The organism is Mycobacterium sp. PDNC021 (assembly GCF_048282635.1).
GTDB classification, from domain to species: domain Bacteria; phylum Actinomycetota; class Actinomycetes; order Mycobacteriales; family Mycobacteriaceae; genus Mycobacterium; species Mycobacterium llatzerense.
In genome coordinates this window covers 5,552,264-5,565,699 of sequence record NZ_CP182502.1, presented here as the reverse complement: position 1 = coordinate 5,565,699, position 13,436 = coordinate 5,552,264, and the positions used below count along the sequence as shown (strand labels likewise).

Here is a 13,436-nt window from a genome sequence, read left to right as displayed (position 1 = left end):
GATACTCACATCCGGAAGACGCCGAAGTTCGACGTCCCCTCGATCGGGGCATTGGCAATGGCGGACAAGCACATTCCCAGCACGGTGCGGGTGTCACGGGGGTCGATGATGCCGTCGTCGTAGAGCCGGCCGGACAGGAACGCCGGCAGCGACTCAGCGTCGATCTGCGCTTCGACGGCGGCCCGCAGCGCCGCATCGGCGGCTTCGTCGACCTGGCCGCCCCGGGCTTCGGTGGCCGCCCGGCTGACGATCGAGAGCACGCCCGCCAGCTGCGCACCGCCCATCACGGCGGACTTCGCACTGGGCCAGGCGAACAGGAACCGGGGGTCGTAGGCCCGCCCGCACATGCCGTAGTGACCTGCGCCGTACGAGGCGCCGATGAGCAGCGAGATGTGCGGCACCTTCGAGTTGGAGACGGCATTGATCATCATCGAGCCGTGCTTGATCATCCCGCCTTCCTCGTACGCCTTGCCCACCATGTAGCCGGTCGTGTTGTGCAGGAACAACAATGGCGTGTCGGAGCGGTTGGCCAACTGGATGAACTGCGTGGCCTTCTGGGACTCCTCGCTGAACAACACGCCGCGGGCGTTGGCCAGGATGCCGACCGGGTAGCCCCACAGGTTCGCCCAACCGGTCACCAACGAGGAGCCGTACAGCGGCTTGAACTCGTCGAAGTCCGAGCCGTCGACGATGCGGGCGATGACGTCGCGCGGATCGAACGGGATCCGCAGATCGGCGCCGACGATGCCGAGCAGTTCGTCTTCGGGGTACAGCGGCGGCACCACCGGCGCCGGCGTCGGGCCCTGCTTGCGCCAGTTCAAACGGGCCACGATGCGGCGGCCGATGCGGATGGCGTCGAGCTCGTCCTGCGCGAAGTAGTCACCGAGACCCGATGTCCGGGAGTGCATTTCGGCGCCGCCGAGCGACTCATCGTCGGACTCCTCGCCGGTGGCCATCTTGACCAGCGGCGGCCCGGCCAGGAACACTTTCGAGCGCTCCTTGATCATCACCACGTGGTCGGACATGCCGGGGATGTAGGCGCCGCCGGCGGTCGAGTTGCCGAACACCAGCGCGATGGTCGGGATGCCCTCCGCCGATAGCCGGGTCAGGTCCCGGAACATCGCGCCACCGGGGATGAAGATTTCCTTCTGCGTCGGCAGATCGGCACCGCCCGATTCGACCATCGAGATCACCGGCAGCCGGTTCTCGCGGGCAATCTGGTTGGCGCGCAGGATCTTCTTGAGCGTCCACGGGTTGCTGGTGCCGCCCTTGACGGTCGGATCGTTGGCGACGATCAGACACTCGACGCCTTCGACGACGCCGATGCCGGTGACCAGGCTGGCGCCGACGACGAAGTCGCTGCCCCAGGCGGCCAGAGGGCTCAGCTCCAGGAACGGCGAGTCCTGATCGACGAGCTGCTCGATGCGCTCGCGCGCGGTCAGCTTGCCGCGGGCGTGGTGGCGGTCAACGTATTTCGCGCCACCGCCGGCGACGGCCTTGGCATGCTCGGCATCGAGCTCGGTGAGCTTGGCCGCCATGGTGGTGGCGGCTTCGGTATACCCGGCCGACGCGGTATCGAGCCTGGATTTGAGTGCGGTCACGATTGGAATCCCAACGTCTTGGCGGCCAGCGAGGTGAGAATCTCGGTGGTGCCGCCGCCGATGCCGATGATGCGCATGTCGCGGTACTGCCGCTCGATTTCCGACTCGGCCATGTAGCCCATGCCGCCGAACAACTGCACGCCGGCGTTGGCCACCCACTCACCGGCTTCGACGGCGGTGTTCTTGGCGAAGCAGACCTCGGCGATCAGGTTCGTTTCACCCGCCAACTCCCGCTCCACCAGATGGTGCGTGTACACCCGGGCCACATCGATGCGACGGGCCATGTCGGACAGGGTGTTCTGCACCGACTGCCGCGAGATCAGCGGCCGGCCGAACGTCTCCCGGTCCCGGCACCACTGCACGGTCAGGTCCAGGCAGCGCTGCGCGCTCGCATATGCCTGGGCGGCAAGGCCGACCCGCTCGGAGACGAAGGCGCCGGCGATCTGCAGGAAGCCGGAGTTCTCCGGCCCCACCAAGTTGGCGGCCGGGACGCGGACGTCGACATAGGACAGCTCAGCGGTGTCCGACGAGCGCCAGCCCATCTTCTCCAGCTTGCGGCTGACGGTGAAACCGGGCGTGTTCTTGTCCACCACGATCAGTGAAACCCCGGCTGCGCCAGGGCCACCCGTGCGCACCGCGGTCACCACGTAGTCGGCCCGCACACCCGAGGTGATGTAGGTCTTGGCGCCATTGATGATGAAGTCGTCACCGTCGCGCTCGGCGCGCGTCGTCAGGTGTCCGACGTCCGAGCCGCCGCCGGGTTCGGTGATGGCCAGCGAGCCGATCATCTTGCCCTGCAACGTCGGTCGCACGTAGGTGTCGATCAGTCGCTGGTCGCCGGAGGCGATCATGTGCGGCGTGGAGATGCCGCAGGTGAACAGCGACGCGAAGACGCCGCCGGGTACGCCGGCGTAGTGCAGTTCCTCGCAGACGATCACCGCGTCGGCGCCGTCGCCGCCGCCACCGCCGACGGATTCGGGCGCCTGCGCGCCCAGCAGACCGGCCGCACCGGCTGCCTCATGCAGCGAGCGGGGCAGCTCGCCGCTGCGCTCCCACTCGTCGACGTGCGGCAGGATCTCGCGTTCCGCGAACGCGCGCACGGTCTTTCGCAGCGCATCGCGTTCGGGCGTGGTCCAGATGCTCACGAAATCAATTCCTCCGGTATGTCGAGATGACGGGTTCGTAGCCATTCCCCGAGGCCCTTGGCCTGGGGGTCGAATCGGGCCTGGTACGCGACGCCTTCGCCGAGGATGCCCTCGATGACGAAGTTGATGGCGCGCATGTTCGGCAGCAGGTGCCGGGTCACGGGCAGGTCGGCGGCCTCGGGCAGCAGCTCGCGCAGCTTCTCGACCGTCAATGTGTTTGCCAGCCAACGCCATTGGTCATCGGTGCGGACCCAGACACCGACGTTGGCCGAGCCGCCCTTGTCGCCGCTGCGGGCCCCGGCGATGGTGCCCAGCGGTGCCCGGCGGGTCGGTCCGGCCGGCAGCGGTTCGGGCAGCGCCGGGTCGGCGACCGGACCCAGCGCCAGCGTCTGCGCCGACGGCGCGATGTCGGCCCGCGAGCCGTCGGCCAGTACTGCCGTATGAGGCACCAAGGCCGCGTCGACGTAGCCGGGCTTGAACAGGCCGTACACCTGGCCGTCGCCGGGAGGTGCCGTCGTCGTGAATCCCGGATAGCTGGCCAGCGCGAGTTCGACTGCAGCCGCGGAGAATTGGCGTCCGACCTTGGCCGGATCGGGGTCGCGCACCACACAGTGCAGCAGCGCGCTGGCGCGCTCCTCGGTGTCGCCGTCGGGATGATCGGTCCGTGCCAGCGTCCACTGCAGCTCGGCCGGCCGCACCGCGATGCTGGCCTCCAGCTGGCGCTGCAGCAGATCCGCCTTCGCCTCGATGTCCAGGCCCGTCAGGATGAAGGACGCCGCATTGCGGAAGCCGCCGATGCTGTTGAGCGACACTTTCAACGTGGGCGGCGGTGCTTCGCCCCGCACGCCGGAGATGCGCACGCGGTCCTCGCCGTCGGCGGCCAGCTCCAACGAGTCGACCCGCAGGGTGGCGTCGGGATTGGCGTAGCGCGCCCCGGTGATCTCGTACAGCAGCTGCGCGGTGACGGTGTCGACGCTGACGCGGCCGCCGGTGCCGGGGTGCTTGGTGATCACCGACGAGCCGTCCGCGGAGATCTCCGCCAGCGGGAACCCGGGGTGGATCAGGTCCGGAATCTCCGTGAAGAAGCTGAAGTTGCCGCCAGTGGCTTGCGTGCCGCACTCGATGACATGGCCCGCGGCGATCGCGCCCGCGAGCGCGTCGTAGTCGGTGCGGGTCCAGCCGAAGTGCGCGGCGGCCGGTCCGACGATCACCGAGGCATCGGTGACCCGCCCGGTGACGACGACGTCGGCGCCGGAGTTCAGGCAGTCCACGATGCCCCAGGCGCCGAGGTAGGCATTCGCGGACAACGGCGTGCCGAAGCCCAGGTCGGCGGCGCGGCCGACGAGGTCGTCGCCTTCGACGTGCGCGACGTTCACCGACAATCCGAGCCGCTCGGCCAGCGCCCGCACCGCCGCGGCCAGGCCGGCCGGATTGAGGCCGCCGGCGTTGGCGACGATCTTCACGCCCTGGTCCAGGGCCAGGCCCAGCGACTGCTCCAGTTGGCGCAGGAAGGTCTTGGCGTATCCGAGGTCGGCGTTCTTGGCCCGGTCGCGAGCGAGGATCAACATGGTCAGCTCAGCGAGATAGTCGCCGGTGAGGTAGTCCAGCTCACCCCCGGCGAGCATCTCGTGCATTGCCGCCAGCCGGTCTCCATAGAACCCCGAGCAGTTACCGATCCGGACTGCTGGTGATGTCACACACACTCCCGTCGTTCAACCAACCGGTAGGGAGGTTAGTCGGTACTGACGGTACCGAGTCAAGGGGGCTGGGGGTTGCGTGTTGCCCGGTTGGGGCGACGTTTTGGAGCCTACGCAGGTCGGCGGCTATCCTGAGGTGCAATCGCCGCTGGCCTTGTTCGTTTGTTCGTGGCGCGGCTGACCGCAAGCAATTCCGTTTAGCAAGAGAGGTGCACATCATGGCTGTGCCCAAGCGCAGGATGTCGCGCTCGAACACCCGTAGCCGTCGCGCGCAGTGGAAGGCCGAGGCCACCGGCCTGGTCAGCGTGAACGTCGCAGGTCAGGCGCACAAGGTGCCGCGTCGCCTGCTCAAGGCCGCGCGTCTGGGTCTCGTCGACCTCGACCGCCGCGTCTGAACCATCTCGACTTTCGGTCGTAACGGTTTTTCTCGCGCCCTCGTGGCGCGTCTTCTCAGTCCGCTCTCAGATGGTGGGGTGAGACTGTGCCTGTGCGAATCCTTGTAGTCGACGATGACCGCGCTGTGCGTGAATCGCTGCGTCGGTCACTGACGTTCAACGGGTACTCGGTCGAACTGGCCCAAGACGGTGTCGAGGCGCTGGAGTTGATCTCCAGCGACCGGCCCGACGCCGTGGTGCTGGACGACATGATGCCCCGATTGGACGGCCGTGGCGTCTGCCGTCAGCTGCGCAGCAATGGTGATGATCTGCCCGTGCTGATGCTGACGGCGCGTGACTCGATCGATGAGCGGGTGGCCGGCCTCGACGCCGGTGCCGACGATTACCTGCCGAAGCCGTTCGCGCTCGAGGAACTCCTGGCACGGATGCGGGCGCTGCTCCGCCGGACCGGACCCGATGACCGCGCCGAGTCGGCGGCGCTGACGTTCTCCGATCTGAGCCTCGACCCGGTGACGCGTGAAGTCACCCGGGGTTCCCGGTCGATCAGCCTGACCCGTACTGAGTTCTCGCTGCTCGAGATGCTTATCCACAATCCCCGCCGGGTGCTCAGCCGCAGCCGGATCCTCGAAGAGGTGTGGGGCTTCGATTTTCCGACGTCGGGCAATGCCCTCGAGGTGTACGTCGGGTACCTGCGCCGCAAGACCGAGGCCGAGGGAGAACCGCGCCTGATCCACACCGTGCGCGGCGTGGGTTACGTGCTGCGTGAGACCCCACCCTGATGCTCGGCAAGGTTCGCGCGACGGTGGACCGGAAGATGCGGGAAGTGCCGCAGATGCCGGTGACGACTCCCGATGGCGCGGTGCAGCACGACGCCAGCTCGGTGTCACTGAAATGGCGCGTCATGCTGCTCGCGATGTCAATGGTGGCGATGGTCGTCGTCCTGATGTCGGTCGCGGTGTACGTCGTGGTGTCCAAGGCGCTGTACGGCGACATCGACAACCAGCTGCACAGCCGCGCGCAACTGCTCATCGAGAGCGGCTCCCTGGCCGTCGACCCCGGCAAGGCCATCGAGGGCACCGCCTACTCGGACGTCAACGCGATGTACGTGATCCCGGGACAGTCCATCTACACCGCGAACCAGCAGGGGCAGACCCTGCCGCTCGGCACGCCGGAGAAGGACGTCATCGCCGGCAAGCTGCTGATGTCGTTGCGTACCACCAACTATCAGCGCGTGCTGGCGGTGCACCTGCAGTCGGGTAATTCGCTGCTGATCTCCAAGAATCTGTCGCCCACCGCCGAGGTGCTCAAGCGTCTCGGCACCATTTTGCTCATCGTGGGTGGAATTGGCATGGCCGTCGCCGCCATCGCCGGTGGCACGGTGGCGCGTACCGGGCTCAGACCCGTGGCCCGATTGACCGAGGCCACCGAACGCGTGGCCCGCACCGATGACCTGCGTCCCATACCGGTGTACGGCAATGACGAATTGGCCAGGCTGACAGAGGCTTTCAATATGATGTTGCGGGCGCTCGCCGAGTCGAGAGACCGGCAGGCCCGCTTGGTGTCGGACGCCGGTCATGAGTTGCGCACGCCGCTGACCTCGCTGCGGACCAATGTCGAACTGCTGATGGCGGCCATGGCGCCCGGAGCGCCGCCGTTTCCCGAGGAGGAGATGACGGGTCTGCAGTCCGACGTCATCGCCCAGATCGAGGAGCTGTCCACCCTGGTCGGCGACCTGGTGGACCTGACCCGCGACGACGCCGGAGTGACGATCCACGAGCCGGTCGAGATGGCCGAGGTCGTCGACCGAAGCCTGGAACGAGTTCGCCGTCGCCGCAACAACATTGACTTCGACGTCGATATCGCGGGCTGGCAGGTGTACGGCGACGGGGCAGGGTTGTCCCGGGCGGTGCTGAACCTGCTCGACAACGCCGCGAAGTGGAGTCCGGCCGGCTCGGTGGTGCGGGTCCGGTTGGGACGCATCAGCCCGACGCACGCGGAGCTGGTGGTGTCCGACTGGGGACCGGGAATTCCGCCGCCGGAGCGGGCGCTGGTGTTCGAGCGTTTCTACCGGTCGACCACGGCGCGGGCCATGCCCGGTTCCGGTCTGGGGCTGGCGATCGTCAAGCAGGTGGTGCTGAAACACGGTGGCGCACTTCGGATCGAGGACACGGTGCCCGGTGGCACGCCGCCCGGCACGTCGATCCATCTGGTGTTGCCCGGGCGTCCCTCCGGGTTGACCGCAACACACCGCCCCTCCGGGCTGGACGTAACGGGCGTGACCACGGAAAATGAACCTGCCCGGACGGGGGAGGAAGTCTAGGGTGCGGCCAGTGGTGTCTCAGTGGATTCTCAGCCCGAAAGGGCACCGTTCGGTCATGTCGTTCGTTGTCCCGGCAACGGATCTGAAATACAGGAAGAGTGTCGACCAGTAATGACGAATCACCCGAGGTACTCGCAGCAGCCCGAGTCCGGTCGGCGTTCTGATTCCTATCAGTCCGCGCCCGGCTACGGCGCATCGCAGCAGCAGGGGTCGTCATACGACTGGCGGTACGCCACGCATCAGCAACAGCAGACCACCGGGCAGTACCCCACGGGCAGTTACCCCACCGGTCAGTACCAGACGGGCCAGCACCAGACCGGCCAGCACCAGACCGGCTCGTACTCCACCGGGCAGTACTCGACGCAGCAGTACGGTTCGCAGCCGTACGACCCGTACCGGACGGGACAGCACAATGGCCGGCCGTCGATCACGCCGCGCCCACAGGGTCAGAATCGTTCCCGCACAGGGCCTTTGATCGCCGGCATGGCGGCCGTGGCACTGGTGTCGGCGGGCGTCGGTGGCGGCATCGTGATGCTGGCTCAGCCGGACTACTCGAATAATTCGACGTCGCTGGGCGGTTCGGCGCGCGGCCAGCACGCGGGGAACGCGCCGATCGGTTCGGTCGAGCAGGTCGCCGCCAAGGTGGTGCCCAGTGTCGTGAAGCTCGAGACCGACATGGGCCGGTCGTCCGAAGAGGGCTCGGGCATCATCCTGTCCGCGGACGGGCTGATCCTGACCAACAACCACGTGGTGGCCGGCGCCAAAGATGCCCCGCCCCCGGGGGCTCCGCCGGTGCAGACCAAGGTCACGTTCAACACCGGTAACACCGCGACGTTCCAGATCGTCGGCACGGATCCGAGCAGCGACATCGCGGTGGTGCGGGCCAAGGGTGTTTCGGGTCTGACGCCCATCGCGTTGGGTTCGTCGTCCAATCTGGTGGTGGGGCAGCAGGTGGTGGCCGTCGGCTCGCCGCTGGGTCTGCAGGGCACCGTGACCGAGGGCATCATCAGCTCGCTGAACCGTCCCGTCGCCGCGGGTGGCGATGCCAAGAATCAGAACACCGTGCTCGACGCCATCCAGACGGACGCCGCGATCAACCCCGGCAACTCCGGTGGGGCGCTGGTCAACATGAGCGGTGAGCTGGTCGGCATCAACTCGGCGATCGCGACGCTGGGCGGGGATTCCGGCCAGTCGCAGAGCGGTTCGATCGGGCTGGGCTTCGCCATTCCGGTGGACCAGGCCAAGCGCATCGCTGACGAGCTGATCAAGAACGGCATCGCCAGCCACGCCTCGCTCGGCGTGCAGGTCGGCAATGACAAGGCCATCGACGGCGCCCGGATCGTCGACGTCACCAGCGGTGGTGCGGCCCAGTCGGCGGGCTTGCCCAGCGGTGTGGTGGTGACCAAGGTCGATGACCGGGTGATCAGCAGTGCCGATGCACTGGTAGCTGCGGTGCGCTCGAAGGCTCCCGGTGACAAGGTCACGTTGACCTACCTGGACAACGCGGGCAAACCACAGACAGTTCAGGTCACGCTGGGTAAGGCTCAGCAGTGATGGGCGCGGGGTCGAGTTCGATGTCAGAGGCGGGATATACGGTGACAGGCATGGAACAGGCAGGGGAATTGGCCGGGCGCGCGCTCGTCGTGGTCGTGGATGACCGGACGGCGCACGGCGAAGAGGATCACAGCGGCCCGTTGGTCACCGAGTTGCTCGGTGAGGCCGGCTTCCTGGTCGACGGGGTGGTCGTGGTCCCGGCCGACGAGATCGAAATTCGCAATGCCCTCAACACCGCGGTGATCGGTGGCGTCGACCTGGTCATCTCCGTCGGCGGCACCGGAGTCAGCCCCCGCGATGTCACGCCGGAAGCCACTCGCACCATGCTCGATCGTGAGCTGCTCGGTATCGCCGAGGCGCTGCGGTCGTCGGGCTTGGCCGCGGGCATTTCGGATGCTGGGCTCTCGCGTGGCCTGGCCGGAGTCTCGGGAAGCACGCTGGTGGTCAACATCGCGGGCTCCCGCGCGTCGGTGCGCGATGGCATGGCGACGCTGGGGCCGTTGGCGGCGTACATCATCGCGCAGCTGTCGAGCCTCGACATCTAAATAGCTGAGCTCCGCTTGGGGCTATCGGTCGAACGGAGTCGCTATGGGTTCGTCCAACATGAACAATCGGATTTGGCAAAAGTGTGATCTTGATCACACTGCGGGAGGGTTGTGATGGGTGATACACGGCCCTCTCGCGACCTAGTTAACAAGGTGTTCGGTGACGTTCTACCGGACGTAACCCGCGATGAATGTAACGAGCAGTCCCCATCCTCGGATGGTGACCGAGATCGCTGGCTACGGGACAACGTCCCGCCGCACCACCGCTGAGCACGTAGTTCTCACAACGGCTGGTCGCCGATTAGGTTAACTCCTGATTACGCCGGTCAATGGCGTCATTGAGACCATGTTTCCGCCCTGTTTCGGGCATGCGGGGCGCTGTGGTCGGCCCTATTTCGCAGATGGTTCCCAGCAAACTTTTCCAGCTCGGGAATATATGCGCGGTCTTTACGTCGTTCGCATTGCCGGACGGTGCGCGCGCCGATATCTTCCTCGTGTCAACGATGAGCAAAAGGTAAGAGCAACGTGTGAGATTCACATGGAGGTCTTGCGACGGTCGCGCGGTCAGCTTGCTGGCACCGCCTACTGAGCTAGGGAGAATATGAAGGCATTCAGTCGGGTGCTGGTAGCACTGGTAGCGGCGCTGGCGTCGCTGTTCCTCGGAGCAGGTACGTCCCATGCGGGTCTGGACAACGAGCTGAGCCTGGTCGACGGCCAGGATCGGACGTTGACGGTGCAGCAGTGGGACACGTTCCTCAATGGCGTGTTCCCTCTGGACCGCAACCGCCTGACCCGTGAGTGGTTCCACTCGGGCCGGGCAAAGTACAACTGCGCAGGGAAGGGCTGCGACGAGTTCGGCGGCACGTTGGAGCTGGGGTACCAGATCGGCTTCCCGTGGTCGCTGGGTGTGGGTATCAACTTCAGCTACACCACGCCGAACATCCTGCTGGATGACTTCAACCCGGCGACGCTGGCCGGTACGGGTGGTGGCGGCATCATCACACCGAACCTGTTCCCCGGTGTGTCGATCTCCGCTGACCTGGGCAACGGTCCGGGTATCCAGGAAGTCGCGACGTTCTCGGTGGACGTCTCCGGCCCGGCCGGTTCGGTGGCGGTGTCGAACGCGCATGGCACGGTGACCGGCGCGGCCGGTGGTGTGCTGCTGCGCCCCTTCGCCCGCTTGATTGCCAAGACGGGTGACTCGGTGACGACTTACGGCGAACCCTGGAACATGAACTAGTCGATATTCGGCAGCGCCTAGGGCTTATGCTTGGCGCCGATGACGCGTTCGGGGCGGCGTCGACAGGATCAGGTCATCTGGTCCCGTCGGCGCCGCCCTGCGTCATTTGTCAGGACTATCAAGCCCAGAAGGTGGGAATCATGAAGGCATTCAGTCGGGTGCTGGTAGCGCTGGTAGCGCTGGTAGCGGCGGTGTCGTCGCTGTTCCTGGGCGCGGGTACGTCCCATGCGGGGCTCGACAATGAGCTGAGCCTGGTCGACGGCCAGGATCGGACGTTGACGGTGCAGCAGTGGGACACGTACCTCAATGGTGTGTTCCCCTTGGACCGCAACCGGCTGACGCGGGAGTGGTTCCATTCGGGGCGGGCAAAGTACGTCTGCGCGGGCAAGGGCTGCGATGAGTTCGGCGGCACGTTGGAGCTGGGGTACCAGATCGGCTTCCCGTGGTCGCTGGGTGTGGGTATCAACTTCAGCTACACGACGCCGAACATCCTGCTGGATGACTTCAACCCGGCGACGCTGGCCGGTACGGGTGGTGGCGGCATCATCACACCGAACCTGTTCCCCGGTGTGTCGATCTCCGCTGACCTGGGCAACGGTCCGGGTATCCAGGAAGTGGCCACGTTCTCGGTGGATGTGTCGGGTCCGGCTGGTGGGGTGGCGGTTTCCAACGCCCACGGCACTGTGACTGGAGCGGCTGGTGGTGTTCTGTTGCGTCCATTCGCCCGACTGATCGCCAAGACCGGTGATAGCGTCACGACCTACGGAGAACCCTGGAATATGAACTAGGTGAGAGCAAATCGCACCTAGGCCTTATGCTAGGCGCCGACGACGCATTCGGGGCGGCGTCGACAGACCAGACAGCTGGCCTTGTCGGCGCCGCCCTGCGTCTGCAAGGAACTTCATATGCAACATCATCAAGCCCAGAAAGTGGGAACCATGAAGGCATTCAGTCGGGTGCTGGTAGCGCTGGTAGCGGCGGTGTCGTCGCTGTTCCTGGGGGCGGGTACGTCCCATGCGGGGCTCGACAATGAGCTGAGCCTGGTCGACGGCCAGGATCGGACGTTGACGGTGCAGCAGTGGGACACGTTCCTCAATGGTGTGTTCCCTCTGGACCGCAACCGCCTGACCCGTGAGTGGTTCCACTCGGGCCGGGCAAAGTACAACTGCGCGGGCAAGGGCTGCGACGAGTTCGGCGGCACGTTGGAGCTGGGGTACCAGATCGGCTTCCCGTGGTCGCTGGGTGTGGGTATCAACTTCAGCTACACCACCCCGAACATCCTGCTCGATGACGTCAACCCGACCACGTTTGTCGGCGGTGGTGGCGGCATCATCACGCCGAACCTGTTCCCCGGTGTGTCGATCTCCGCTGACCTGGGCAACGGTCCGGGTATCCAGGAAGTCGCCACGTTCTCGGTCGACGTGTCCGGCCCGGCCGGTGCCGTCGCCGTCTCGAACGCCCACGGCACCGTGACCGGCGCGGCCGGTGGTGTGCTGCTGCGCCCCTTCGCCCGGCTGATCGCCAAGACGGGTGACTCGGTGACGACCTACGGCGAACCGTGGAACATGAATTAGCCCTGAAAAGGGTATGAATAGGAGCGCGCAGCCCGTCTGCTGAGCGCCAACGACGTACTTTGGGGCGGCGTTGACAGACCGGAATCGGTCAGTCAACGCCGCCCCGTCGTTTTGCCGGGAGCTTGACAGTGAAGAACGAGGCCCGGGAGTGGAAAGTTGACGGCGTTCGGTCGTGTTTTGGTGACGGTGTTGGTCGGGGTGTCGTCATTGTTCCTGGCGGCGGGTACGTCCCATGCGGGTCTGGATGATGAGCTGAGCCTGGTCGACGGTCAGGATCGGACGTTGACGGTGCAGCAGTGGGACACGTACCTCAATGGTGTGTTCCCCTTGGACCGCAACCGGCTGACGCGGGAGTGGTTCCATTCGGGGCGGGCAAAGTACGTCTGCGCGGGCAAGGGCTGCGATGAGTTCGGTGGCACGTTGGAGCTGGGGTACCAGATCGGCTTCCCGTGGTCGCTGGGTGTGGGTATCAACTTCAGCTATCAGACGCCGAACATCCTGCTGGACGACGTGACTCCGGCGACGTTCACCGGTCAGGGTTTCGGCGGCATCATCACGCCGAACCTGTTCCCCGGTGTGTCGATCTCCGCTGACCTGGGCAACGGTCCGGGTATCCAGGAAGTCGCGACGTTCTCGGTGGACGTCTCCGGCCCGGCCGGTTCGGTGGCGGTGTCGAACGCGCATGGCACGGTGACCGGCGCGGCCGGCGGGGTGATGTTGCGTCCCTTCGCCCGGCTCATTGCCAAGACCGGTGACTCGGTGACGACCTACGGCGAACCCTGGAACATGAACTGATCCAGGCGGTTTCAACCGACATACGACACGGCGCCCGGCCAACCGGCCGGGGCCTAGTCGTAGTTGTGGGGTATTCGCGCCGGATGCGCTACTTCTTGTCCAGCAGGTCGCGGATCTGCGTCAGCAGTTCGACTTCCTGCTTGATCGCATCCTCCTTGGCGGCGCGGAACCTGCTGTACGGCAGCACGACCACGAAGTAGATGACGGCGGCGACGAGGACGAAGTTGATCGTCGCACTCAAGACCGCGTTCAGGTCCATGTAGTTGTCGCCGAGCAGGTGGATGCGCAGGACGCCGTACGAGTGGTCGCCCCCGGCGCCGATGCTGGAGATCAGCGGCTGGATCACCTGGTCGGTGAATGACTTCACCAGTGTGGTGAACGCGGCGCCGATGACCACCGCGACCGCCAGATCGACGATGTTCCCCTGTGCGAGGAACTCTTTGAAGCCCTTAAGCATGACTGCCCTCCCTGTGATACGACCTGTACCCACGAACGGTAAGGCTGGCCTGGGCTTCGCGCAGGAAGCAGCGGCCTGATGGTCCCAACAGATGCGGTCCGGTGACGAAATCG

At 65.9% G+C, this 13,436-nt stretch carries 13 protein-coding genes; 9 read left to right on the top strand and 4 right to left on the bottom strand.

Annotation, left to right across the window (positions count from 1 at the left end):
* Window positions 1–5: 5 nt before the first annotated feature.
* The 3 genes from ACNO8X_RS26640 to ACNO8X_RS26630 are packed head-to-tail and all read right to left on the bottom strand — an operon-like array spanning window position 6 to window position 4,443.
* Window positions 6–1,601 (bottom strand): acyl-CoA carboxylase subunit beta, encoded by a 1,596-nt coding sequence (locus tag ACNO8X_RS26640; protein WP_418003433.1) that lies wholly within the window; start codon window positions 1,599–1,601, stop codon window positions 6–8.
* The gene (locus tag ACNO8X_RS26635) at window positions 1,598–2,746 is read right to left on the bottom strand and encodes an acyl-CoA dehydrogenase family protein (protein ID WP_418003432.1); all 1,149 of its coding nucleotides are present in this window, start codon (window positions 2,744–2,746) and stop codon (window positions 1,598–1,600) included. The genes ACNO8X_RS26640 and ACNO8X_RS26635 overlap by 4 nt, the downstream gene beginning before the upstream one ends.
* Entirely contained in the window at window positions 2,743–4,443 is a 1,701-nt protein-coding gene (locus tag ACNO8X_RS26630; protein ID WP_418003431.1) for an acyclic terpene utilization AtuA family protein, read from the bottom strand. Before ACNO8X_RS26630 ends, ACNO8X_RS26635 begins: the two co-directional genes overlap by 4 nt.
* Window positions 4,444–4,661: 218 nt before the next feature.
* On the opposite strand from ACNO8X_RS26630, the gene rpmF reads away from it, so the two are divergent.
* The 9 genes from rpmF (at window position 4,662) to ACNO8X_RS26585 (ending at window position 12,866) form a co-directional block, all read left to right on the top strand.
* Window positions 4,662–4,838: a 50S ribosomal protein L32 gene (gene rpmF, locus ACNO8X_RS26625; RefSeq protein WP_043401019.1), complete on the top strand. Its 177-nt coding sequence runs from the start codon at window positions 4,662–4,664 to the stop codon at window positions 4,836–4,838.
* Between the two features lie 92 nt (window positions 4,839–4,930).
* The gene (locus ACNO8X_RS26620; protein ID WP_260932725.1) at window positions 4,931–5,617 is read left to right on the top strand and encodes a response regulator transcription factor; all 687 of its coding nucleotides are present in this window, start codon (window positions 4,931–4,933) and stop codon (window positions 5,615–5,617) included.
* Between the two features lie 53 nt (window positions 5,618–5,670).
* Window positions 5,671–7,158 (top strand): sensor histidine kinase, encoded by a 1,488-nt coding sequence (locus ACNO8X_RS26615; protein ID WP_260937882.1) that lies wholly within the window; start codon window positions 5,671–5,673, stop codon window positions 7,156–7,158.
* Between the two features lie 111 nt (window positions 7,159–7,269).
* Window positions 7,270–8,712, top strand: a complete 1,443-nt coding sequence (locus ACNO8X_RS26610; protein WP_418003430.1) for a S1C family serine protease — start codon at window positions 7,270–7,272, stop codon at window positions 8,710–8,712.
* A gap of 20 nt (window positions 8,713–8,732) precedes the next feature.
* Window positions 8,733–9,257 carry a MogA/MoaB family molybdenum cofactor biosynthesis protein gene (locus tag ACNO8X_RS26605; RefSeq protein ID WP_133763292.1) on the top strand — a complete coding sequence of 175 codons (525 nt, stop codon included), beginning with the start codon at window positions 8,733–8,735 and terminating at the stop codon, window positions 9,255–9,257.
* A gap of 601 nt (window positions 9,258–9,858) precedes the next feature.
* Window positions 9,859–10,497: an MspA family porin gene (locus tag ACNO8X_RS26600; RefSeq protein ID WP_418003429.1), complete on the top strand. Its 639-nt coding sequence runs from the start codon at window positions 9,859–9,861 to the stop codon at window positions 10,495–10,497.
* Window positions 10,498–10,637: 140 nt separating this feature from the next.
* Complete coding sequence (locus ACNO8X_RS26595; RefSeq protein ID WP_418003428.1) at window positions 10,638–11,285, top strand: MspA family porin; 648 nt, start codon at window positions 10,638–10,640, stop codon at window positions 11,283–11,285.
* Window positions 11,286–11,435: 150 nt separating this feature from the next.
* Window positions 11,436–12,071: an MspA family porin gene (locus ACNO8X_RS26590; protein WP_418003427.1), complete on the top strand. Its 636-nt coding sequence runs from the start codon at window positions 11,436–11,438 to the stop codon at window positions 12,069–12,071.
* A 156-nt stretch (window positions 12,072–12,227) separates the two neighbouring features.
* Complete coding sequence (locus tag ACNO8X_RS26585; protein ID WP_418003426.1) at window positions 12,228–12,866, top strand: MspA family porin; 639 nt, start codon at window positions 12,228–12,230, stop codon at window positions 12,864–12,866.
* 88 nt (window positions 12,867–12,954) lie between these two features.
* On the opposite strand, the gene mscL is transcribed toward ACNO8X_RS26585, so the two are convergent.
* Window positions 12,955–13,323, bottom strand: a complete 369-nt coding sequence (gene mscL, locus ACNO8X_RS26580) for a large-conductance mechanosensitive channel protein MscL (RefSeq protein WP_043398854.1) — start codon at window positions 13,321–13,323, stop codon at window positions 12,955–12,957.
* Between the last annotated feature and the right edge of the window lie 113 nt (window positions 13,324–13,436).

What these genes read in the sequence shown, in the direction of transcription:
- rpmF (WP_043401019.1), top strand. Translation starts at nt 4,662, where the DNA reads ATGGCTGTGCCCAAGCGCAGGATGTCGCGCTCGAACACCCGTAGCCGT.
- ACNO8X_RS26615 (WP_260937882.1), top strand. Translation starts at nt 5,671, where the DNA reads ATGCCGGTGACGACTCCCGATGGCGCGGTGCAGCACGACGCCAGCTCG.
- ACNO8X_RS26610 (WP_418003430.1), top strand. Translation starts at nt 7,270, where the DNA reads ATGACGAATCACCCGAGGTACTCGCAGCAGCCCGAGTCCGGTCGGCGT.
- ACNO8X_RS26605 (WP_133763292.1), top strand. Translation starts at nt 8,733, where the DNA reads ATGTCAGAGGCGGGATATACGGTGACAGGCATGGAACAGGCAGGGGAA.
- ACNO8X_RS26600 (WP_418003429.1), top strand. Translation starts at nt 9,859, where the DNA reads ATGAAGGCATTCAGTCGGGTGCTGGTAGCACTGGTAGCGGCGCTGGCG.
- ACNO8X_RS26595 (WP_418003428.1), top strand. Translation starts at nt 10,638, where the DNA reads ATGAAGGCATTCAGTCGGGTGCTGGTAGCGCTGGTAGCGCTGGTAGCG.
- ACNO8X_RS26590 (WP_418003427.1), top strand. Translation starts at nt 11,436, where the DNA reads ATGAAGGCATTCAGTCGGGTGCTGGTAGCGCTGGTAGCGGCGGTGTCG.
- mscL (WP_043398854.1), bottom strand. Translation starts at nt 13,323, where the DNA reads ATGCTTAAGGGCTTCAAAGAGTTCCTCGCACAGGGGAACATCGTCGAT.